Origin of the sequence: Microseira wollei NIES-4236, from assembly GCF_020521235.1 — a bacterium.
Classification (GTDB): domain Bacteria; phylum Cyanobacteriota; class Cyanobacteriia; order Cyanobacteriales; family Aerosakkonemataceae; genus Microseira; species Microseira wollei.
Genome location: NZ_BLAY01000184.1, coordinates 1 through 19,999, shown reverse-complemented (window position 1 = coordinate 19,999; position 19,999 = coordinate 1). Strand labels below are relative to the sequence as shown.

General features: G+C 44.9%; 25 protein-coding genes and 1 pseudogene. 9 read left to right on the top strand and 17 right to left on the bottom strand.

The genetic code is table 11. The features are described from left to right. Nucleotides 1-161 precede the first annotated feature (161 nt). Nucleotides 162-1,682 (top strand): thioredoxin-like domain-containing protein, encoded by a 1,521-nt coding sequence (locus MiSe_RS39395; RefSeq protein ID WP_226590988.1) that lies wholly within the window; start codon nucleotides 162-164, stop codon nucleotides 1,680-1,682. 48 nt (nucleotides 1,683-1,730) lie between these two features. On the opposite strand, the gene MiSe_RS39390 is transcribed toward MiSe_RS39395, so the two are convergent. The 3 genes from MiSe_RS39390 to MiSe_RS39380 form a co-directional block, all read right to left on the bottom strand. Further along, nucleotides 1,731-2,480, bottom strand: a complete 750-nt coding sequence (locus tag MiSe_RS39390; RefSeq protein WP_226590981.1) for a circadian clock KaiB family protein — start codon at nucleotides 2,478-2,480, stop codon at nucleotides 1,731-1,733. A 231-nt stretch (nucleotides 2,481-2,711) separates the two neighbouring features. Continuing rightward, nucleotides 2,712-2,918: a hypothetical protein gene (locus tag MiSe_RS39385; protein WP_226590979.1), complete on the bottom strand. Its 207-nt coding sequence runs from the start codon at nucleotides 2,916-2,918 to the stop codon at nucleotides 2,712-2,714. Nucleotides 2,919-2,927: 9 nt separating this feature from the next. Beyond that, complete coding sequence (locus MiSe_RS39380) at nucleotides 2,928-4,385, bottom strand: type IV pilus twitching motility protein PilT (protein WP_226590977.1); 1,458 nt, start codon at nucleotides 4,383-4,385, stop codon at nucleotides 2,928-2,930. Between the two features lie 332 nt (nucleotides 4,386-4,717). On the opposite strand from MiSe_RS39380, the gene MiSe_RS39375 reads away from it, so the two are divergent. The 5 genes from MiSe_RS39375 to MiSe_RS39355 all read left to right on the top strand — a co-directional run bounded on the left by MiSe_RS39375 (nucleotide 4,718) and on the right by MiSe_RS39355 (nucleotide 9,615). After that, nucleotides 4,718-6,127 (top strand): RNA-guided endonuclease InsQ/TnpB family protein, encoded by a 1,410-nt coding sequence (locus MiSe_RS39375; protein ID WP_226590975.1) that lies wholly within the window; start codon nucleotides 4,718-4,720, stop codon nucleotides 6,125-6,127. Between the two features lie 722 nt (nucleotides 6,128-6,849). Then, nucleotides 6,850-7,230 (top strand): hypothetical protein, encoded by a 381-nt coding sequence (locus MiSe_RS39370; RefSeq protein ID WP_226590974.1) that lies wholly within the window; start codon nucleotides 6,850-6,852, stop codon nucleotides 7,228-7,230. A gap of 160 nt (nucleotides 7,231-7,390) precedes the next feature. Then, nucleotides 7,391-8,524 carry a non-hydrolyzing UDP-N-acetylglucosamine 2-epimerase gene (gene wecB / locus MiSe_RS39365; RefSeq protein WP_226590986.1) on the top strand — a complete coding sequence of 378 codons (1,134 nt, stop codon included), beginning with the start codon at nucleotides 7,391-7,393 and terminating at the stop codon, nucleotides 8,522-8,524. 155 nt (nucleotides 8,525-8,679) lie between these two features. Continuing rightward, nucleotides 8,680-9,255, top strand: a complete 576-nt coding sequence (locus MiSe_RS39360) for an Alr1449 family protein (protein ID WP_226590972.1) — start codon at nucleotides 8,680-8,682, stop codon at nucleotides 9,253-9,255. A 189-nt stretch (nucleotides 9,256-9,444) separates the two neighbouring features. Beyond that, entirely contained in the window at nucleotides 9,445-9,615 is a 171-nt protein-coding gene (locus MiSe_RS39355; protein WP_226590971.1) for a hypothetical protein, read from the top strand. A 76-nt stretch (nucleotides 9,616-9,691) separates the two neighbouring features. Here the strand turns inward: MiSe_RS39355 and MiSe_RS39350 are convergent, their stop codons facing one another. From MiSe_RS39350 to MiSe_RS39325, 6 genes and pseudogenes are all read right to left on the bottom strand, one after another. After that, nucleotides 9,692-10,027: a DUF5615 family PIN-like protein gene (locus MiSe_RS39350; protein WP_226590969.1), complete on the bottom strand. Its 336-nt coding sequence runs from the start codon at nucleotides 10,025-10,027 to the stop codon at nucleotides 9,692-9,694. 3 nt (nucleotides 10,028-10,030) lie between these two features. Beyond that, complete coding sequence (locus tag MiSe_RS39345; RefSeq protein WP_226590966.1) at nucleotides 10,031-10,357, bottom strand: DUF433 domain-containing protein; 327 nt, start codon at nucleotides 10,355-10,357, stop codon at nucleotides 10,031-10,033. 109 nt (nucleotides 10,358-10,466) lie between these two features. Beyond that, a pseudogene (locus tag MiSe_RS39340) lies at nucleotides 10,467-11,114 on the bottom strand (Uma2 family endonuclease). A gap of 53 nt (nucleotides 11,115-11,167) precedes the next feature. Next, nucleotides 11,168-11,587, bottom strand: coding sequence for an HNH endonuclease (locus tag MiSe_RS39335; RefSeq protein WP_226590963.1), 420 nt, complete (start codon nucleotides 11,585-11,587; stop codon nucleotides 11,168-11,170). Nucleotides 11,588-11,592: 5 nt separating this feature from the next. Next, nucleotides 11,593-11,964, bottom strand: a complete 372-nt coding sequence (locus MiSe_RS39330; protein ID WP_226590960.1) for a hypothetical protein — start codon at nucleotides 11,962-11,964, stop codon at nucleotides 11,593-11,595. 129 nt (nucleotides 11,965-12,093) lie between these two features. Then, complete coding sequence (locus MiSe_RS39325) at nucleotides 12,094-13,089, bottom strand: Uma2 family endonuclease (protein ID WP_307731630.1); 996 nt, start codon at nucleotides 13,087-13,089, stop codon at nucleotides 12,094-12,096. Between the two features lie 309 nt (nucleotides 13,090-13,398). Between MiSe_RS39325 and MiSe_RS39320 the strand changes: the two genes are divergently transcribed. After that, the gene (locus tag MiSe_RS39320) at nucleotides 13,399-14,334 is read left to right on the top strand and encodes a hypothetical protein (protein ID WP_226590957.1); all 936 of its coding nucleotides are present in this window, start codon (nucleotides 13,399-13,401) and stop codon (nucleotides 14,332-14,334) included. 194 nt (nucleotides 14,335-14,528) lie between these two features. Here the strand turns inward: MiSe_RS39320 and MiSe_RS39315 are convergent, their stop codons facing one another. The 6 genes from MiSe_RS39315 to MiSe_RS39290 all read right to left on the bottom strand — a co-directional run bounded on the left by MiSe_RS39315 (nucleotide 14,529) and on the right by MiSe_RS39290 (nucleotide 16,820). Next, nucleotides 14,529-14,891, bottom strand: coding sequence for a DUF5615 family PIN-like protein (locus MiSe_RS39315; RefSeq protein ID WP_226590954.1), 363 nt, complete (start codon nucleotides 14,889-14,891; stop codon nucleotides 14,529-14,531). Nucleotides 14,892-14,897: 6 nt separating this feature from the next. After that, the gene (locus tag MiSe_RS39310; protein WP_226590952.1) at nucleotides 14,898-15,128 is read right to left on the bottom strand and encodes a DUF433 domain-containing protein; all 231 of its coding nucleotides are present in this window, start codon (nucleotides 15,126-15,128) and stop codon (nucleotides 14,898-14,900) included. 116 nt (nucleotides 15,129-15,244) lie between these two features. Then, on the bottom strand, nucleotides 15,245-15,766 hold the full coding sequence (locus MiSe_RS39305; protein ID WP_226590949.1) for a hypothetical protein: 522 nt from the start codon (nucleotides 15,764-15,766) through the stop codon (nucleotides 15,245-15,247). Between the two features lie 75 nt (nucleotides 15,767-15,841). After that, a complete protein-coding gene (locus tag MiSe_RS39300) occupies nucleotides 15,842-16,219 on the bottom strand; it encodes a PIN domain-containing protein (RefSeq protein WP_226590946.1) in 378 nt (125 codons plus the stop codon). Continuing rightward, nucleotides 16,216-16,449: a ribbon-helix-helix domain-containing protein gene (locus tag MiSe_RS39295; RefSeq protein WP_226590944.1), complete on the bottom strand. Its 234-nt coding sequence runs from the start codon at nucleotides 16,447-16,449 to the stop codon at nucleotides 16,216-16,218. Before MiSe_RS39295 ends, MiSe_RS39300 begins: the two co-directional genes overlap by 4 nt. A 110-nt stretch (nucleotides 16,450-16,559) precedes the next feature. Beyond that, the gene (locus tag MiSe_RS39290; protein WP_226590941.1) at nucleotides 16,560-16,820 is read right to left on the bottom strand and encodes a hypothetical protein; all 261 of its coding nucleotides are present in this window, start codon (nucleotides 16,818-16,820) and stop codon (nucleotides 16,560-16,562) included. A gap of 161 nt (nucleotides 16,821-16,981) precedes the next feature. Between MiSe_RS39290 and MiSe_RS39285 the strand changes: the two genes are divergently transcribed. Both MiSe_RS39285 and MiSe_RS39280 read left to right on the top strand, forming a co-directional pair. Beyond that, the gene (locus MiSe_RS39285; protein WP_226590938.1) at nucleotides 16,982-17,365 is read left to right on the top strand and encodes a hypothetical protein; all 384 of its coding nucleotides are present in this window, start codon (nucleotides 16,982-16,984) and stop codon (nucleotides 17,363-17,365) included. Nucleotides 17,366-17,464: 99 nt separating this feature from the next. Next, nucleotides 17,465-17,638, top strand: a complete 174-nt coding sequence (locus MiSe_RS39280; RefSeq protein WP_226590936.1) for a ribbon-helix-helix domain-containing protein — start codon at nucleotides 17,465-17,467, stop codon at nucleotides 17,636-17,638. A gap of 156 nt (nucleotides 17,639-17,794) precedes the next feature. Here the strand turns inward: MiSe_RS39280 and ndhD1 are convergent, their stop codons facing one another. Both ndhD1 and MiSe_RS39270 read right to left on the bottom strand, forming a co-directional pair. After that, on the bottom strand, nucleotides 17,795-19,378 hold the full coding sequence (gene ndhD1 / locus MiSe_RS39275; RefSeq protein WP_226590933.1) for a photosynthetic/respiratory NAD(P)H-quinone oxidoreductase subunit D1: 1,584 nt from the start codon (nucleotides 19,376-19,378) through the stop codon (nucleotides 17,795-17,797). 324 nt (nucleotides 19,379-19,702) lie between these two features. Next, nucleotides 19,703-19,840 (bottom strand): hypothetical protein, encoded by a 138-nt coding sequence (locus tag MiSe_RS39270; RefSeq protein WP_226590931.1) that lies wholly within the window; start codon nucleotides 19,838-19,840, stop codon nucleotides 19,703-19,705. Nucleotides 19,841-19,999: the final 159 nt, after the last annotated feature.

Sequence of the window (19,999 nt, the reverse complement as noted above, 5' to 3'; positions counted from 1 at the left end):
TATCGAAGCTTATATTAATGATCCACATCACTCAAAATAATACTGACTGCGATTAAAATCGCACGGGTCGCGTTTCCACCCCGCAATAAATTGACGGGGCTACCACGCTCCCGGATGAAGAAGGTGTGAAAGAAAGGGAATGCGATCGCCCTCAGAGCCAGATGAAAATCACCCGCGTCAGAGCGCCAGAACTCCCCCAGCAATACCCCTGGCTCAACACCGAATACCCTCTATCCCTCCAACAGCTGAAAGGGCGATTTGTACTGCTTGACTTTTGGACATATTGCTGCATCAACTGTCTGCACGTCCTGCCTGACTTAAAGTACCTCGAACAAAAATACAAAGACAGTCTCACCGTTATTGGCGTACACTCAGCCAAATTCGACAACGAAAAAGAAGTCGAAAACATCCGTCAAGCAATTCTGCGTTACGACATCGAACATCCAGTCTTAGTAGATAGCGGTTTTAATGTTTGGCAACAGTATGCTGTGCGCGCATGGCCTACTTTAGTATTAATTGACCCGCAAGGATATTACCTTGGCAGCGTTTCCGGCGAAGGTCATCGAGACGAATTAGATGACCTGCTTTCCCAACTAATTAAAGCTTATCAAGATCAAGGAAAGATTAATTTCCAAGAATTCAGCCTTACTTTAGAAAAACAGCGGCAACCATTAATAACGCCGCTAGCTTTTCCTGGTAAAGTTTTAGCAGATGAAGATGGGAATCGCCTTTTTATTGCTGATTCTGGTCATCATCGCATCGTTGTTACCACATTAAATGGAGAAATTATTCATCTCATAGGCGCGGGTAAATCAGGATTTAAAAATGCTTCTTTCAGCGAAGCTCAATTTTTCTCACCCCAAGGAATGGCGCTCGATGCCGAAAATCAAATTCTCTACATCGCCGATACCGAAAATCATGTTTTGCGCCGAATTGACCTGAAACAAGAGATAGTGGAAACAATTGCCGGAAATGGGGAACAAAGCCACTATATCCGTCCCCACGGTGGCCTTGGTTTGGAAATTTATCTAAATTCTCCTTGGGATTTGGTGAAAGTAGGAAATATTTTATTTATTGCGATGGCTGGGTCTCACCAAATCTGGGAAATGCAACTAGAAACTGGCAGGATTCAAACCTATGCTGGTAGTGGCGCAGAAGCTGGCGTGGATGGTGAGTTAACTGCATCTGCTTTTGCCCAACCTAGCGGCATTACTACCGATGGTAGAGAATTATATATTGCCGATAGTGAAGTTAGTTCAATTCGCTCTGTTGGTTTAACTGAAAATCCACAAGTGCGAACCGTCTGCGGTAGCGGTGCATTATTTGGTTTTGGCGATGTGGATGGAACTGGTTTAGAGGTGCGACTTCAGCATTGTTTGGCTGTGGAATACGCCCAAAATTACCTCTGGATTGCCGATACTTACAACCACAAAATTAAGCGGGTTGAAATCCACACTGGCATCTGTAAGACTGTGTTGGGGGATGGACAAGTTGGTCATCAAGATGGGGAAGGCATCGGTACTCGCTTTTGCGAACCCAGCGGACTGAGTGCTACTAGCTCTTATCTCTATATTGCCGATACAAATAACCATGCTATTCGTCAAGTTGAGCTAGAAACGCTGAGGGTTACAACCTTGGAATTTCAGGGTTTGTGTGCGCCAGATGTTTGCTTTCCCTTATGAGGACTAAAGCCATCACTACAAACGTTCGTAGTAAGGACTTTAGTCCTTTTAAGCATCCGGAGGAATTAACAGACGTAAAATTTTTTCTACATCGTCGATTTCACCGACTATCTTTCGTACAGGTCGAGGCCAAATTTTGACAATCGTGGGTGTAGCAGATACCTGAGCAGCTTCTGCTTGCTCCGGATGCTTTAAAACATCAATCACTTTCAAAGTATAAGGTTGATGGAGCGACTGTTCCAAAAGCTGGTGCAAATTCTGAAGAATTCGCTCGGTAGCCGCATTGTAACCAGAAACAAAAAGGCGCAACACATATCCAGGAGTTTCCGGCATTTCAGGCAGGTGCGAGTATTGTTCGGGTTCCCAACGCGGGTAAAAACCGTTTTTTTCAAATTGCACTACCAAGTCGTGTTCTTCCCACAATTGAGGGAATTGCTCGCGATAAGTTCCCAACACCATAGGAACGCAATATTCCTCTTGCCAAGGAGCAGTTTGCCAGACCAAATCCCCCGTTTGAAAAATAGCGTTCAGCAGTGCTTGATGACGTAGAACAGGTGGGTAAGCTTCAGCAAAAATCTGCACTTGCTGCGTGCGAGGATTTAACGAGCGATCGATCGTAGCCGTGTAGCAGGGTACTAAAAAATGGGGTGGCTCTGGTAGAGATAAAATTTCCTGCAACGCCGCACACAAATGCAGATGCCATCGATTTTTCTTGTTGGGGTCAATGCAGTAAATTAAATCTCCCCCTGGCGTGAACAGCGCAATACCTTTGAAAAATTGTTCTTTGTGAATAGTCATTAGTCAGTTGTTAGTTGTGTAGGAGTAAGTTTGACCAAATATCCATATCAATAAATCGACAATTGTGATAAACTTGCCCAAGTTATATCATGTCATTAAGCAAAGGTAGTGCAAGTGTTTTTGATACTGTAGGCGTGGGTTTTAGGAGAGATAATTGAGGCCAGACCAAAGTATAAATAAACCCGCCCCGCAACTGCGTTACCAATGAACCAAACATAATATCAGCAGGATTTAGGCAAAGAAACCGGGTTTCTGGGAAAAATAGTAGATTTGTCCGCTAGAGATCGACTCAGAAACCGGGTTTCTCAGAAAAATCGTGGATTTGTCAACTAGAGATCTAATCAGAAACAAAGGTGATGGCATCATCGTGGGTAAGTCCTGAGTTGTTTTTTCGATAAAATAGCCCCAGGCGAGATACCTGGGGCTATTTGCTGACAAGATCGATAATTATACGCGACCTCGGAGGAACTGAGCCATCTCGTTCGGAGTCGGGGACATTTCCAGGGCAATTTCTTCGGTGATGCGACCTTCTTGATACAGCTTGAGCAGAGATTTATTCATCGTCGTCATGCCGTCGAATTCAGAGCGGTTCATGATCAGCGTAATTTCATCGTACTGACCCTCTTTGATATATTCTTTGACAGAATCAGTATTGATCAGAATGTCGTGGAAAGCTGCACGCTTACCATCGGTTGTTTTGCACAATCCTTGGGCAATTACTGCTACCAAGGATTCGGACAAGGCAACTCGCATTGAATGCTGTTCTTCCGCCGAGTAAAGGTTGAGAATCCGCTCAATGGTTTTGACGGCGCTGTTCGTGTGCAGCGTTCCCATTACTAAGTGACCCGTCTGCGCTGCTTTGAGCGCGGTGTTGACGGTTTCTTTATCCCGCATTTCACCCACCAGAATCAAATCTGGGTCTTCGCGCAAGGCAGCTTTGAGAGCGTTGTCAAACTTGAGGGTATGCATCCCCACTTCCCGTTGCTTAATCAGCGACTTGCGGCTTTGATGGACGAATTCGATTGGGTCTTCAATGGTGATGATGTGCTTCGGCATCTCTTTATTGATATAGTCGATCATCGCCGCCATTGTGGTGGACTTACCAGAACCCGTTGGCCCGGTTACCAAAATTAGACCCTTGTGATAGTGGCAAATATCTTTGAAGACCGCAGGTAAGTTTAACTGCTCCATTGTCAAAATTTTGACCGGAATCAGTCGCATCACCATTGCTGGACCGCGCAGCGAGCCAAAGATGTTAATCCGCACGCGGGCGAAGTCGTATTGCGTCGCACCGTCAAAGTCTAAGTGGTCTTGAAAGCGACGAATTTCGTCGTCGGTCAACACTTCCCGCAGCCAGCTGGAAAACGTAGCTTCGTCAGTTACGGGCCATTCTGTGCCGATAATGTCCCCCCGATGGCGGAAGCGGGGTGGTTCGGCTACACCCAGGTGAATGTCTGAATATCCCTGCTCAAAGGCTTTTTTTACAATTGTCTCTAGAGTGGGTTGCCCTGGTGGAAGACCTGTAGTTTTAGGTGTTGCCATTGCGGCTGCGGGCGCTGCGGCTGGGGGTGGAGAAGCTTGTTTAACAGCGGCAGCAGGGGCTGTTTGTGCGGTCGGCGGTGATGTGGGTGGGGGTGCGGCTGCCCCTGGAGTCCGGGGCATTGTAGGCGGTACACCCATCGTGTTGGGTGCATTCGGACTCCGAGGTATTCCTGGCGGTGGGGGCGGTGTGGGGGTGGCTCCTGGAGTCGGCTGCCGCATGGGCATGGTTACGGTGCGATCGCTTGGCTGCTGATTGGGGTTACCAGACCCATCGGGGCTGGGGCGAGGTGGGGGCGGCGGTACGGGCGGAACGCTACGGTAACCAGGTGGGGGCGATATGGGTGGACGCTGTGAATCTGTCATAGCTTTTTTTCTTTACTAGACTTGACAATTTTCTATCTTTCCGGGTACAGCGAACTGGCTGGTGTTTTGCTAACTTCAGTTTTCCCATAAATTGGCTTCCAGCATCAGTTCAGCTTAGCCCCGCAGGAGCCTCACGTCTGGCCCGTTAGGGCAGCTTCTCTAGGAATGCGGGTAAAAACTGGGGGTACTCGCACGAGTTGGCGTCGCCTACGACGCCCCCAGTTTTTACATTTTCGACTGTTGAGGGTCAAGGGTTACTGTTTAACAAATATATAACAACAATTGGCTGGTAATTGCTTGTATTACATCGGAGATTTTATTAAAATGTTAGCATGAAATACACATTCCACTACGCACTTCCAACAACAAAGCAAAAGCTAGAACTCAATCTCTGGTTAAGAATTTGTCGCTACTGGTTCAATCGTCAACTAGGTGATAGATTTGATTGGTGGGAATGCAACCGCTCGCCTATAAATGCTTGCCCGCTAGTAACTCACCTGCCCCAATTGCGGGACAAACCAAACTACTATACCCAGAAAAAATATCTTCCCGCTCTCAAAAAAGAGCCTGTTATCGTTGAATGGTCCAGAGAGCAGTTAGACTTTTCGCGAGTACCAGCAAACAAGTTGCAAGAAGTTGGCAAGCGAGTTGACAAAGCCTTTGAAAGATTTATCGCCTGTGACTCATCTGGTAAGCGCAGCGGGAAACCACGCTTTAAGTCACAGTCTCGTTTTCGCTCTTTTGTAATAGAAGGCGCTGGGTTAGAATTGCATTCATGCTCCATTGGCGGAAGATATCTTTATATTAAAGTCCCTAAGATTGGTTTAATCAAAATTCGCTCTCATCGGCATTTGCCTGACAAAGCAGTTTTTAAACAACTACAATTCATTAAGAAGAATGACGGTTGGTTCGTTAATCTGAGACTTGAGGATGCGACTGTTCCGAGCATTTACCCTGACTCAATTAACCCTACATGGGAAAATTCAATGGGGCTAGATGCTGTTTTGCACGAAGATAATTACTTAGCAACATCTGAAAACACAAAGCTTCCTTCGCTGAAGGCGCTGCGGAAATGTTTAGACAAGATAGCTCGAATTTCAAAAAAGAAAAACGCTAGAAAGAAGGGTTCAGCTTCCAGGCACAGGCTAGCCAAAAAAGAAGGGCGAATTCACCAGAAAATTGCCAGATCTAGGAAAGATTTCCCATATAAAACCGCTCACAAACTCGTGAGGACTGGCAAAAAAGTTTTCTTTTATGAAGACCTTAATCTGAAAGCTCTTACGCGACGGAATACCCCAAAACAAAACGATGCTGGGGTCTACATCCCTAACGGACAGTCGGCTAAAACTGGACTAAACCTGTCTTGGAATGATGCCGCTTTTGGGAGGCAGTGCGGTCTTGGGGTCTCCCCAAGTGGAGCAACTGCCGTTCAATTCTTTGAAATCCTTGGTCACATAGCTGGAAAAGCTGGAGCCGTAACGATTGCAAAGAATCCTGCTTTTACTTCCCAGCTTCTGTCTTACCGCGATGAGTTTGTTTTTATTGATTGCGGTGATAGGGAGTATTGGGATGATGTTGAAAAACTCTTAGTTGATAGAGATGTTAACGCCGCTATCAATATTAAAAGAGTAGGGTTGGACGCATTCCCTACTATAAAACGCCGGAAAGGTAGCCCAGTCATAGCTAGTTCTACTACTGATGCCACCTCGAAAGAAATTCTACGCATTCTTCGCAATGCCTGAGAAGCCTACACTGACCCGTTAGGGCAGTGTAGGAGCGTCACATAGAACATCGGAAATTTATACTCATTGTTGCCGGCGCAATAGCTTAATCCAACCGAGCGGCTCCACGCCAGGATGGCGTCGGGGAAGGTTACGAATACAGGACTTACGCACGACGAGAAAAGAAACCCGGTTTCGACCTTGATCTCTGGTTCCCTTTCCCAACGATTTTTCCTAGAAACCGGGTTTGTTTGCCAAAGTCCTGGAATAATTGGCTCTGGGCGATCGCCAAGCAAGACAAGCGAGATCCGTTCTTCTCCCCAATCTGTCCCCCTCGGCGACTGGTAGGCGAAAATTTTTTCTTTAACCAAGAGCTTTTTTTATAAGCTGTAAAAAATTTTTTTGGCTCAAGCATAGGTTATATTTATAAAAACATCTGATCCCGGTTTCCCCCGTTCCTCTCTAAATTCTGATGCGCCTCCTGCAAAAAATCTATCCTTAGATAGATGCAACATAATTATTTACTATTTGACTATTTGATGATTAAATTGGGAAAAGGCTGAAAGGCTGATGGGGCTTGATAAAGAACGCTCGTAAGCCAGCAAATGTAAAGTTTATTAAAAATTATGGTCATCTTCATGAAAAGTTTATATATACTAAAAACCACGCGATCCCGAAGTGGGGATCAACATACAGTATTCTGCACAACTTTAATTCTGGACTTAACCCAAGGAGAAATTAAAATGGCATTATCAAACAGCCAAAGCTTGACGCATACCTATTCCTTCGCAGCAATCAAAAGCTTTTTAATTTGGACTTTCGCTCTGTCAGTGTGCCTGCTAGTCGTAGGGTTCCCCATAGTGATCCTGATGGTGATCTTCGGGTCTTTATTGTCGATAGTGTTGCAATCCGTAATGCCGGTCAGTGCCGTTTTGCTAGTGGCAGGTGCTTTAATTGGAGCGAATCTTCTCGCAGTGATGGCAGGTGCGGCAATGCTCTCTGCTAAAGGCGTTCATCCAAACCAAGTCAGTTGGTTGCGTTGGATGTACGGTCAGGAGAACCCCGTGCATAAGTCGGTGTACGCTGCTTGTCCTTTAACCTGCGATATCCATCCGTCTGCATAATCTAGTAGCGAGGTATATTTTGTAAGGCTATCTAGCATTGTTGCAACGGATTTACTGACCCGGCAAAAGCCGGGTTTTTTCACAATCAATTTTTTGGTCTTGACATGAGGATGTGGAAAAATTAACATCAGGCTGACAACTGGCTATGCCCTGGGGTTCAATGTTGCAGTCTCCTTTCAAGGTTTGCATTATTTTGGGAACTCGTCCGGAAGCGATTAAACTAGCGCCGGTGATTCAACAGTTCAAGAGTTCGAGCAGCTTTGACACGCAAGTGGTTTTAACCGGACAGCATCGCGAAATGGTCGATCAAGTGATGCAACTGTTCGAGTTAAGCGCGGATTACGATTTGGAGATCATGCAGCAAAAACAAACGCTGACGGATATTACTTGTAAAAGTTTGCAAGGTTTAGAAACATTATTTAAGCAAATGCAACCGCAAGTCGTTTTGGTGCAGGGAGATACGACGACGGCGTTTGCAGCAACGCTGGCAGCTTTTTACCAAAAAATTCCTGTAGGACATGTAGAAGCAGGGCTACGGACGGATAATATCTATAATCCTTATCCGGAAGAAGCAAATCGGCGGCTGGTTTCCCAGCTGGCACAGTTGCACTTTGCTCCTACATCCAAATCTGTAGAACATCTGAAACGTTCTGGTATAGTGAGCGGAATTTACCAAACTGGCAATACGGTGATCGATGCTTTGTTAGCGGTAGCGCAACGTCAGCCAGAATGTAACATTCCTGGTTTAGATTGGCAGAAGTATCGCGTGATGCTATCTACGGTTCACCGGCGGGAAAACTGGGGTGAACCGCTGCAAGATATTGGGAAGGGATTTTTACAGATTTTAGATAAGTTTCCCGATACGGCGTTGTTGTTACCTCTGCATCGCAATCCTACGGTGCGAGAACCGCTACAGGAGATATTGGGGAATCATCCTAGAGCTTTTTTAACTGAACCTTTGGATTATGGGGAATTGGTGGGTGCGATTCGAGGTTGTTATTTATTGTTAACTGATTCGGGTGGGTTGCAGGAGGAAGCACCCAGTTTGGGGAAACCCGTTCTGGTGTTGCGGGAAAATACTGAACGTCCGGAGGCAGTTGAGGCGGGTACGGCTAAACTTATTGGTACTAATCCTGGGGGGATTTTGGCTGCAGCGACGCAGTTGTTGACTAATGAAGTTGTTTATCAATCTATGGCGACGGCGGTTAATCCGTTTGGGGATGGTCATGGGGCGGAACGGATTTTACAGATTGTGGAGGATTATTGTTTGAGGGGGGATAAGAAGATTGATTGAACCGCAGAGACGCAGAGGACGCAGAGGGAAGAGTGGGGAGAGGTTGCTCACTTGCCTTCACGATCTTGGTGCGTTTGCGGTTAAATTATGAGGGTAGGGCTTTACAAACGAAGTCTGCCTTCGCAGGCGGGAAGGATGTTAATAGTGGAGTGGCTATGTCTAAGCGCAAAAAGCACAATCTCCAATGGGTTAAGCAAACTCTTGAACTAAAAGACGACCATAATTGGAAGTCACAACCGGGTACTAAGATTTTTGTGGCTGGACGGGGTGCGTTACGGTTTGATGTCCCCGCAGATTGGCATTTTGAACCCCAGGAGAAGTCGTTCCGGTTTCTGGATAAAAAGCCACCCCATGATGATTGTTGTTTAGAAGCTTCGTTTAATTTACTTCCGCCTGGGGATTGGGGAGATTTTCCACTGGTGCCGCTATTAAGGAAGGTGGTGGAAGAAGATACGCGAGATGCGATTGAAAAGGGGGAAATTATTCGATTAAAGCGCCAAACGGCTCGTTTAGTCTGGACTCAATTTAAGTTTATGGATCCTAAAGAACACCGGGAAGCTTATTCTCGTATTTGTATTGGGTTGGGTTCTGGTGTTCAGTGTCTGATTACTTTTGACTTTTGGGTAGATGATGCTGAGCGGGTTACGCCTGTGTGGGATACTGTTATGGATTCGTTAGTTCTCGGTTTATTTATCCGCGATCCGCGCACTGGGTTTGCTTTTCCTGATTAGAGTTGGTTGCAATTGGGAGAGCGATCTTTGATTTATTTTATTGAACCGCGTTCGCGAAGCGTGCGCGCCAGCGCTTAGACACGAAGAGCGCGAAGGAAGAGAGGGAAGGGAGAGCGATCGCATTTTCTCTGCAACTGTTCATCATCAATAGCCGCTGAGCCAAGTTATTGCTCGCTTGGAGAACTTGTCATGAAACAGTCACCGAATGACAAAGAGATGGATGAATTAGTGCAAATGGGCAAAATCCTTGAAGAAAAAGCCAAGAAATTTAGTAATTTAGCAGATATTTTTGTCAAGAAATATAAAAAACGTCTGCGCGATCGCCGGAAAGCTGGAGCAAAAAAACAGGAAATTAAGTAGGACTTAAGAGATGCGATCGCATACTTGAAAAATAAACTGTGGGATGGCTAGCGTTTAAAATGAATAGCGATCGCGTTTAGGTTGAAGGTCTATTAACTCGAATCAGCATCCCTGTAAGTGTTTCAAGTAAGCAAATAGCTTCATTAATCCTAGCTGCTTGTCTATTCCAGTCATCATCTCGCGAACAAACTATAATACCAGGATGGTTTGGTTGTAATTGATGTAATCGGATAAAATGACGCCGATTCAGAGTTAAAACCGCTCGATTTTGGGTTATTGCAAAAGCTACTACTTCTTCATCGGGAAGTCCGGCGTTTCCTGCTTCTTGAACTGTTAGCACATCATGTCCTAAATCTCTTAGTATTTCCACAACCCGTCGAGGAAATTGTTCGTCTGCGTATAAAGCTGCCACGGGTTAATCTTCCTCGTTTTCTCGGATTGCTGTCTCGATTTCTTCAGAGTTTGTTTCAGCATAAACCCAAGCATTCACTAAGTCAGCGGCGGATAGAGTAGGATAGTTATATAAAAGTTCTGATTCGCTGACGTTTAAGCGACGATAACCCACGAGTACCCAAACGGGAATACGAGTACCTTCGATACAAGCATCGCCACCACAAACCCCTGGTGTTTTTGTAATTCCACGCCAATTTTTGTTAAGACTACGTGCTAATATTTGGAGCATTTCAGCTTTCTCGGCTGGACTTAAGGCGAGTAGCTGGTTTTCTAATTCTTGGATAGTCATGTGTAATTTTTAGGCGATTGAGGTTAGAGAATTAAAAATGCGCGATCGCTCTTGTCTTATTTTATCGAATTGCTGAGATAGAGAGGAAGCGATCGCTTTCTCCCCACTCCTACATTTGCTGAAATTGGGTTAATAACCAGCTTCCTACTTGTGACTGATCTGGTTGTCTGCTGCGTTCTAATGCTTCTTCTAATACAGAAATAGCTAATCCTGGTAATGTCTGAGATTGATAAATCCGCCGACTTCCACCATCTGCTAAGATTTCAAACGCCAATATTTGGGCTTTTTGGACATCTACTACCCAATATTCATCTACTTTTAATTCTTCATACAATAACCGTTTCTCACCTTTCTCATCGGATCAAGTAGTATCGGCAATTTCAATCGCTAAATTAGGCGGTGAAATTTGATCGATATCGACAACGGAACTTCCTGTAGGTGCTGATTGAACTCTTTCCCTTAAGTAATAAGATAAATCGGGTTGAGATTCCCGCACGCCTGTTTTTCGATAGCTACAATTCACCAGTCCCCGATGAGGAATGCCTTTGAAGGTGCAGAATAGGTTTACAACTAAGTAAATGATTCCATTATCGTTTGCATGATCGGGACCTACTGCCATTGTTTCAATCCTCATTTGTCCGTTGTAGTAGTAGCACCTAGCTTTTTGATAGGCGGGGTCTTCACTTATTTGGATGAATTCATCCCAAGTTGCTGTTACCCAGGTATCTGTTATTAGTTTATCTTTGATTGCAATCATGGTTAAACCTCTAATAGTTTAGGATTTTATTTTTAATTCAGATATCGCATGCTTTATTCTTCTGGTGGATGCCAGCCAGCATTTACCCACTGACGCCTAACTGTCACGGCAATTTTATTGTTTAATTTTAGAGCTATGACCGTTGCACGACCGCAGTCTGTCAGTCCAATAATTTCTGTGCCGTCTTCACTCCAGGTAAAATGTTGCAGCCATTGTTGAGTGCGCGGATTAAATAACTTAATGCGAGCGTTCGTAACGGGATCTAAGGCATCGGTTTGGCTTCCTTTGTAGTTATTACAAAGACTACAAGCAAGCCAAAGATTTTCTTCATCGTCAGTTCCACCTCTTGCTCTGGGAAAGATATGCTCAATTTCTAGTATTCCTAGAATATAGTCCTGCAAACTGCGGCAATAACCGCAGCGGTTTTGAGCTTCTACCCTGACTCTAGCACGGACTTCATCAGAAATTGTCATTGATGTTATCCTTTTAAGGGTTCCAGTAAGCCGCGCCGCACGGCTTCATTTAATGCTTGAGCTTGTCGTAGGAGTCTATCTTCATAAATGTGGATGAGTGCTTGCAATTCGTCACGCTCTGTTAATGCAATCGTACCGGATTGTTGAAGGTCTAATAATTCAGTCAATCTTTGTTCTTGAATTGGTGGTAGCCTTAGTTGAGTTAGAGCAATTACTTCTGAGTCAGACAGTGCGGATACTGGTTTTGTAGTTGGTAAGAGTAAAAGTTCAATCGTTTCTGCTAAAATTTCAGCCACACTGCGGTGTTGTAGCTGTGCAAGTATTTCTGCTTGTTGATAGACTTCATCTCGCAGATTCAGGATGATTGGGGTACTCATAGATGAAAAGCGATCGCATAATTTTTTCTATTCTGGCACATTAGGCTTGGAGAGCGATCGCCTACCTGAAAATAAACTGCGCGATCGCGCTAGCCTCTAAAATGAATAGCGATCGCTTTCTTTCTATTTCTACACTTGCTGAAATTGAGTTAATAGCCAAGTTCCTACTTGTGCTTGATCTGGCTGACGACTTCTTTCTAATGCTTCTTCTAACAAGGAGATAGCTAACCCTGGTAAAGCCTGAGATTGATAAATCCGACGACTTCCACCATCGGCTAAAATTTCAAATGCCACAATTTCTGCTTTTTGTACATCTACTACCCAATACTCATCTACTTTTAATTCTTCATATAGTAAGCGTTTCTCACCTTTATCGTCAGATACAGTAATGTCAACAATTTCAATCGCTAAATTAGGCGGTGAGACTTGAGCTAGTTCGACAATAGAACTACCCGTAGGTGCTGATTGAACTTTTTCACCTAAATAATAAGATGTATCTGGCTGAGCTTCCAGCACGCCTGTTAGTCGATAACTACAGTTAACCAATCCGCGATGAGGAATGCTTTTGAGGGTGCAGAATAAGTTGATAGCAAATGTCATTATTCCATGCTGACTGGCGCGATCGCACCCAACTGGCATGGTTTCAATCTTCATTTTTCCGTTGTAATAGTAGCCTTTAGCTTTTTGGTATGCGGGGTTTTCAATTATTTGGATAAATTCATCCCAACTTGCTGCAACCCAGGTATCTGTTGTTACTTTATCTTTTTCACAGCCTTGCTCATCACGTTGTATAGATTGAAAACTATCTGCACAGACGCTGACTTTACCAATTTGTACAAAACCTTTACCAAAATTTGAGATATTCGAGAATCGAAGCCTCTCTATTGTGGCTCGAAAATTATTTTTACTGACATTTTCCCCTAATACATCTGATATTGTCTTCCACAATTGGGAGCCAACATCCCTAACGTGACCCGTAGTACAGCCGAATTCCCGCGCTATTTCCGAGTACCTCTGACCTTGACAAACTCCCCGCACTATAAGCTGTTGCAGATCGTCCAGATGGTTTCCAGTCTTTGCAAAAACTAGGCGGTCGGCTAGTTTTAAGACTTGTTCCACGTTCATTGATTGGGTAGATATGGTAATTTTACCTATTATAATCTAACATTTTCCTACTTTTTCCTATTTAACCTACATTTTCCTACTTTTTCCGTCAAAAGTATTTCGGATTTTAATCTAATAATATTTTACGAATTTTCACGAATGTACAAAAATTAAATTTGGCTAGAGCATGTTTGTATAAAAGCTTATAAATCAGGGTGGGTGTAACTTTTACCAGTCGAGCATCACCAGGAGGATATAGTGCCTAATTTTTGCACAGTCTTATCTAAAAGCATTGTTGGCTTAACTGCTTCTGTTCTTTTAATTCCAGTTATGTCAAGCAGTGCATCTGCCGCCACTCTCAGACTGATTGGTGGAGTTGTTGGCCTTGCAAGACAGAATACCAGTAGTACTAAAGCTGGATGTACTCCTTCCCTTAGTGGATGGACAGTGAAACTATCTTGTTATCAAAACTATACAGCCAGCACTCTACTCGGTGTTAGTACAGCAGGACGCTTAAGCTGGCGAGATATATTTCAAGCGTTTGAATTCACAGGTAATCCGGGCAGGAGGTACAGGATTACATATAGTCTAACAGGGGATGTATTTGCATCCGTAAAAGGTGCTGGGTTAGCTGGTGCTAATGCCGCCAGTGGTCTTGCACCACGTAGTGGCAGTCCTGTTACCCGAGTCAACTTACTTGGTGCTATTGCATCGACATCATCTGACTGGGACTGGCATTCTTCAGTTAGCTCATTCGATTTTAATGGTGGTAGCAGCCGGATATTTCGTGCCGGAGCCCACACTCAGGGAAGTGCTGTGACTTTTGGTGTGGGATTTGCTGAGGCCAGATCTAACATAAACTTTACCAGTATCGCTCGGATAACCGATATAGGTCGTAGTTTTAGCTCGGTAGCAAGCTTGCCTAGTTTCGCTAGTGCCTCTAGCTCCCGACCATTAAATACCTCGGATGACGAAGTTGCCAGTGTTCCCGACGAAGATTTGATTAATTTCCCTGATGAAGATGTTACCAATATTTCTGACGAATATTTGATTAATCTTCCTGATGACGACGTTGCCAATATTTCTGACGAAGATTTGATTAATCTCCCTGGCGACGACGTTGTTGCCTCAGTTCCAGAATCATCTACTGTTGCTGGACTAGCAGTAGTCTTGACTATATTGTTAGCAACTCAGCACTCCCGTTTTGCCAAAAAGCATACTGAAGATACTGACAACCTTGTTGATACAACTGCGGTTGAAGTTTAGCAATTAACTGGTTGATAGTCGCACTTCCTTGAATGAGTTGCGATTTTTGCATTGAAGTTGTGGTTATGCGATCGCTTTTTTCTTTATTCTCACACGAGCGATCGCACTTTCCCATCTGGCAATTAAAAGTGCGATCGCTATCTTCTTTTGTTATGCGATCGCTCACCTCATTTACTTATCCCAACTACTCAAACTCAGACTGGTGGACGACGAATTCTGGTCTGTATTTCATCTGCGACTACTAAGCAACCTTGCAGACTTTCTAATGGTTGTTCGCTCAAAACACGAGAAAGAAGATTTAGCACCGCCTGACGGCTACGACTACGGGGACGCAACAATAAGATACCGGGATGACTTCCTGGTGGAAAACGGCGAACATCGGAAAAGTCTAAGTCAAGCGTGATAAAAAAACGCCCCTCAGCACAAGCCTGTTGCCATACAACCTCATCATCCGCACCCGATAATCCTTCATCAGTAACCCGATCGCAATCATCACCAGCCTGTCGCAGCAACTCGGCGTGGGTGCTACTCAAATTTTCATCTAATTTAACAAGCATTGCAATCTATCTAAGCGGCAACAATTCTTCTTCTCTCGCCAGTGCAGCAGCATAAGCGATCGCTGCTAAAACATTTGCTAAAGTCAACGGTGGATATTCTGCCACTATTTGTTCCGGCGTCAGTCCTTCTGCTAAGTTATCAAGGATAACTGAAACCATGATGCGCGTTCCTTTAATGCAAGGTTTCCCGTGACAAACCTTGGGGTCTATGCTAATACTTTCTTGCCAGTTTTCCATTTTGCTCACCCTCAAGTTTCTCCCAGTCTATCCTAAACGCAGAGCAAGTATTTGCCGCCGCACAGTATTAGATGCGATCGCTCTTTTCTCATATAAGCGATCGCACTCCCCACCCCCTATCTCTGCCTCCCTTCCTTCCAATCCTCACCCCCTGGCAACTGAGTTAAACGATCGTTAACCACTGCGGGTAACTCTTTTTTTGAATGGGTGTAAGTTAGTGATAAAAGCTCTTGAGCAATTGTAATTACCTGGATTCTATCTACCATTTCATCAACTTGAAATGGAGTATATGCACCGTTAAATACTTCTACACTAGCATCGCTAATCGCTACCTCCATTGCATCTTCAATCATCGGTTCCCATTCATCCCGATTGACGTAGTAAGATGTTTTATTATCTGGCAGATTCCATTTTTTTATTTCTACAAGTGACCCGCGAATTGAAGCAGCCGAAGAATTCGTCAAGCGCTGCTCAATTTGATTCTTAATCAAGTGAATCAGCATTCTGACTAAAAAGGATTCAATCGTCCCCAGTTTGGCTTGTCTACTCATGCCATCTAGTTGTTCTATAAGCGCTAAAGCCTCTTGGTATCGCCCCTCAAGGATGCTATTTCTTAAATCTGATAGTTCTTGAATCATAATTGCCACCACTTTTGCAGAATTCTTTTAATATCAATATAGCAACTGGGGCTTGTTATTTTTTTGCGCTCTCTCCTAATTCACCCCAAGTTGATAAGGCACGATCGCGAAATTATAACGCTCTGGTGGAAAATCCCGCGTGTTACGAGTAACCAGCCTCAGCCCGTGAATCTGGGCAAAGGCGGCTTGAATTGCATCGGGTAGTCGCCAGCGTTCTTGTCGCCGCAAAGTTGCAGCTAAATCGGCAACTTGTACTGTCATTTCTAAGTTCGGAAACCGATCCAACAGTTGAGCAGCAATTAGGGCATCAGCGGGTGCAAAACCTGCCAACACTTCCGATCTGGTAATAACGGAAATAGCAATTTCCTCGCTGTTTTGCTGTAAGTAATTGGTTGCAGCTTCAATATTGTTGAAATGGTCGCTCAAAATTACTGAATCTAGCAAAAATCTCACGACCAATCATCCCGAATAGATTGTTGATAAACTAAACCGTCCCCGCCCTTCCACAAGCCTTTAGTGCTTTTCAACAGTTGCTCAAATGATGGCGATTTCGCTTCTTCTTGTCGCCGCATTTGCTTTACTGCCTGACGAATTAGGGCAGCAAGTGTAGTTTGAGATTCCTTAGCCTTGCGATCCAACCACTGCTTATCTTCAGGATCAAGGCTGATGACTGTTCGGATCATGAGTGAGTAGCTGATATCAATTTAATTAAATGATATCACTAGAACAATTGCAAGCGATCGCACTAGCTCTAACCCAATGCGATCGCTCGGCTTTCATCGCTTAATGCAACCTACAAATAGAGGCGTTGCGTCAGTCCTGAACGGGTAAAATAGCGAGTCAAAATCCGAATCACCTCACCATTAATCGGCGAAGGTAACGGTGGACTCCATTCCCCAACTTCTGCAAAACGCACTACGTACAGTTGATGAACGACGCTTTCTACCCCCAGTGCAACACCACAAGCAAGCAAGCGGATCGGTTGTCTGCCTTGAGGGTCATTCGGACTTGTTGCTTTGATTAGTTCCGGGACTGGCTTCGGTGTTGATATCATAGAATTTTGCTCCATAGGAGTCCAAGCCCCCATCCTGTCTTGATTGGCGTCAGTAGCGGTGGGGGTTTGGTTTTGGCTATCTTTTTATGGCATGTGTCATCCAAATGTGTCAATAATCATATAAAATCGGAGCTGTACTGCTGTTGTCACAGAGGGATAGGATGGTATCAAACGGCTTCGTATACCTGACAATGGCTGACAAAGTAGGCAGAGAGCGCATAGCAGTAGATGTAGGCGACCTAAGAAACTTGCTGGAACAAGAAACCCAAATTTCAGGAAATTCTCTGTCTCAAGAAGTTCGTCTCCTCATCCAGGAAGGATTGAAACAAAGATACAAACAGAGAACGCTTGCCCAAGTGCTGTCTCTGTTTGATGTAGAACAACTAGCTAAGGATTCTGGTATTTGTGCGCCCCGCTTAGCAGAATTAATCGTAGAAGCGGATGCCCCTACTAACCTGGAGCTAACCAAGCTGGGTCGGTGTCTGCCGCTGAATGCTGTTGAACTTGCCTCTATTTCTCGAAAACCAGCCAAAAAAGACTATTAGAGGACATCCTATGAATTCACCAACAGTAGACCATGCATTTTACAGATAGAGTATCAAGGTAAACTTGTGGAGATCAATGCAACATCATGCAATTCTCCTGTGGCTAGACCCCGCGTAACAGTTTATTTTTCTGAAGAGATATATAGGTATCTAGTAGAGCGCGCTGACCGAGAACTAAGGACGGTGGCTAACCTTGTGGAATATCTGGTTGTTCAGAGCGTACAGCAACAGCAAAGCGAACAACAGAAACCGCAACAGAAGCCGCAAGAGTGATTTCAAGATGCGATCGCATCCCAACAAAAAAAGCCCCTGAAGAGGGGCTTCGTTCGTATAGCCGCGCCTTCAGGCGTCCGGCGATCGCATCCCAACAAAAAAAGCCCCTGAAGAGGGGCTTCGTTTGTATAGCCGCGCCTTCAGGCGTCCGGCATTTTATTTACCAATCGATGGCGCACCAATAAATGGTTGTAACGCCAAAGGTGTTTCAGGCATTTGCTGTTTCTGTGCGATCGCTGGCACCGATTCCCGCAATCTTTCAGTCAGTTGCACAGTCGTTGCATCGTATACCTGAGTCAAAATCTTGGGATACAATCCAATCCCGATAATCGGTACCAACAGACAAGCAATAATAAATACCTCGCGCGGTTCGGCATCGATTAAAGCTTGATGTTCCACCAATTCTTTATTTTCCGGGCCATAGCAGATTTCCCGCAGCATGGAAAGTAAGTATATCGGTGTCAAAATTACACCAACTGCTGCCAGCAAAATTACCAATGCCTTGAACGTGGGGTTATAGGCATCGCTTTGAGCAAAGCCAACGAACACCATCAACTCTGCCACGAAACCGCTCATTCCGGGCAAGGCTAGAGACGCGAGAGAACAAGCTGTCCACATCGAGAACATCTTACCCATGCGCTTGCCAACTCCACCCATTTCATCGAGCATTAGGGTGTGAGTCCGGTCATAAGTTGCCCCTACCAGGAAGAACAAACTTGCCCCAATTAAACCGTGGGAAACCATTTGCAGAACTGCACCGCTTAATCCTAAATCGGTAAACGAGGCAATCCCAATAATCACAAATCCCATGTGGGAAATTGAAGAGTAAGCAATCTTGCGCTTGAGGTTTCGCTGGGCGAATGAGGTAAGGGCGGCGTAGACAATATTTACCACCCCGAATATGACCAAAGCGGGGGCGACAATTGCGTGGGCATCAGGCAACATTCCCGCATTCATCCGAATGTAGGCATATCCGCCCATTTTCAGCAGAATACCGGCGAGCAACATGTGAACGGGCGCGGTTGCTTCGCCGTGGGCGTCAGGTAGCCAAGTATGGAAGGGAATAATCGGAAGCTTAACGGCGTAGGCGATAAAGAATGCGGCGTACATCCAGAGTTGGAAATTCACAGCCATATCTTTCGCAGCGATCGCCCGCATGTCAAACGTCACCGTATCGCCGTAAAATGCCATCGCCAGCGCTGCAATTAAAATAAACAGCGACCCACCAGCGGTGTACAAGATAAACTTAGTCGCCGCGTATTGCCGCTGCTTACCGCCCCAGATAGCTAATAGCAGGTATACCGGAATTAACTCTAGTTCCCACACCAGGAAGAACAACAGCATATCCTGGACGGCGAACACGGCAATTTGACCGCCGTACATCGCCAGGAGCAAAAAGTAAAACAAACGGGGCTTCCAGGTTACAGGCCAAGCTGCTAAAGTTGCCAACGTGGTAATAAAGCCAGTTAAGATTACCAGCGGCATCGACAGTCCGTCTGCGCCTACCGACCAATTCAAACCGATCTGGGGTATCCAGGGGTAGCTTTCTACCAACTGCAAGCCTGGGTAAGACAGGTCGTACTGAGTATAAAAAGCATAGACTATCAGGGCAAAGTCTATTAGCCCGATAACCAGTGCGTACCAGCGAATCGGTCTGCCTTTACCTTCCTTGTCGGGAATGAACGGTATCAGCAGCGACGCCACGATGGGAAATAAGATTATCGTCGTCAGCCAAGGCATAAATCGAGATACCTAAACATTAACTTTTGCTAAAGGAGCAGTACAGTTATAACAGCCCCTAATATTAATAAACTTTAATATTTCGCTAAAACCATCCTGATTTAGACTTACTTAACAAATCAAAGGTTTAATTTTTGGGTTCTAGGGTGCGGCGAAACAGGGTAAAATCTAGGAATTTGAATAGTTGTAGCTATTTCTTGTATTCAAATAAAAGTAAATAAATCTTTACTTTAGTGGTTTGGTTTCAGCGATCGCGCATCTGGTTAAAAGCAGATTTTGCAGAAATATTCTGTATCTGCGATCGCAGACTGTAAGGACACGGCATCAAGAACCTTTGTCGTAATAGTCAAGATGTTTATATTGCCGTGTCCCTACCCCCGTGGATAGAGGTGAAAACAACATGTTTGCAGTGGAAAAAAATAAGCGATCGCCCGTGGATCGCAGACTGTAGGGACACGGCATCGATAACCAAAGCCTTCACAGCCAAGATCTTGATATTGCCGTGCCCCTACCAGGCGTTAATTTGACGAACACAGTAGGGACACGGCATCGATAACCAAAGCCTTCACAGCCAAGATATTTATATTGCCGTGCCCCTACCAGGCGTTAATTTGACGAACA

What these genes read in the sequence shown, in the direction of transcription:
- MiSe_RS39380 (WP_226590977.1), bottom strand. Translation starts at nt 4,385, where the DNA reads ATGACAGATTCACAGCGTCCACCCATATCGCCCCCACCTGGTTACCGT.
- MiSe_RS39305 (WP_226590949.1), bottom strand. Translation starts at nt 15,766, where the DNA reads ATGATTCAAGAACTATCAGATTTAAGAAATAGCATCCTTGAGGGGCGA.
- MiSe_RS39370 (WP_226590974.1), top strand. Translation starts at nt 6,850, where the DNA reads ATGGCATTATCAAACAGCCAAAGCTTGACGCATACCTATTCCTTCGCA.
- MiSe_RS39270 (WP_226590931.1), bottom strand. Translation starts at nt 19,840, where the DNA reads ATGCCGTGTCCCTACAGTCTGCGATCCACGGGCGATCGCTTATTTTTT.
- MiSe_RS39285 (WP_226590938.1), top strand. Translation starts at nt 16,982, where the DNA reads ATGGTATCAAACGGCTTCGTATACCTGACAATGGCTGACAAAGTAGGC.
- MiSe_RS39315 (WP_226590954.1), bottom strand. Translation starts at nt 14,891, where the DNA reads ATGCTTGTTAAATTAGATGAAAATTTGAGTAGCACCCACGCCGAGTTG.
- MiSe_RS39335 (WP_226590963.1), bottom strand. Translation starts at nt 11,587, where the DNA reads ATGACAATTTCTGATGAAGTCCGTGCTAGAGTCAGGGTAGAAGCTCAA.
- MiSe_RS39345 (WP_226590966.1), bottom strand. Translation starts at nt 10,357, where the DNA reads ATGACTATCCAAGAATTAGAAAACCAGCTACTCGCCTTAAGTCCAGCC.
- MiSe_RS39310 (WP_226590952.1), bottom strand. Translation starts at nt 15,128, where the DNA reads ATGGAAAACTGGCAAGAAAGTATTAGCATAGACCCCAAGGTTTGTCAC.
- MiSe_RS39390 (WP_226590981.1), bottom strand. Translation starts at nt 2,480, where the DNA reads ATGACTATTCACAAAGAACAATTTTTCAAAGGTATTGCGCTGTTCACG.
- MiSe_RS39325 (WP_307731630.1), bottom strand. Translation starts at nt 13,089, where the DNA reads ATGAACGTGGAACAAGTCTTAAAACTAGCCGACCGCCTAGTTTTTGCA.
- MiSe_RS39395 (WP_226590988.1), top strand. Translation starts at nt 162, where the DNA reads ATGAAAATCACCCGCGTCAGAGCGCCAGAACTCCCCCAGCAATACCCC.
- MiSe_RS39290 (WP_226590941.1), bottom strand. Translation starts at nt 16,820, where the DNA reads ATGATATCAACACCGAAGCCAGTCCCGGAACTAATCAAAGCAACAAGT.
- wecB (WP_226590986.1), top strand. Translation starts at nt 7,391, where the DNA reads ATGTTGCAGTCTCCTTTCAAGGTTTGCATTATTTTGGGAACTCGTCCG.
- MiSe_RS39360 (WP_226590972.1), top strand. Translation starts at nt 8,680, where the DNA reads ATGTCTAAGCGCAAAAAGCACAATCTCCAATGGGTTAAGCAAACTCTT.
- MiSe_RS39295 (WP_226590944.1), bottom strand. Translation starts at nt 16,449, where the DNA reads ATGATCCGAACAGTCATCAGCCTTGATCCTGAAGATAAGCAGTGGTTG.
- MiSe_RS39355 (WP_226590971.1), top strand. Translation starts at nt 9,445, where the DNA reads ATGAAACAGTCACCGAATGACAAAGAGATGGATGAATTAGTGCAAATG.
- MiSe_RS39330 (WP_226590960.1), bottom strand. Translation starts at nt 11,964, where the DNA reads ATGAGTACCCCAATCATCCTGAATCTGCGAGATGAAGTCTATCAACAA.
- ndhD1 (WP_226590933.1), bottom strand. Translation starts at nt 19,378, where the DNA reads ATGCCTTGGCTGACGACGATAATCTTATTTCCCATCGTGGCGTCGCTG.
- MiSe_RS39375 (WP_226590975.1), top strand. Translation starts at nt 4,718, where the DNA reads ATGAAATACACATTCCACTACGCACTTCCAACAACAAAGCAAAAGCTA.
- MiSe_RS39320 (WP_226590957.1), top strand. Translation starts at nt 13,399, where the DNA reads ATGTCAAGCAGTGCATCTGCCGCCACTCTCAGACTGATTGGTGGAGTT.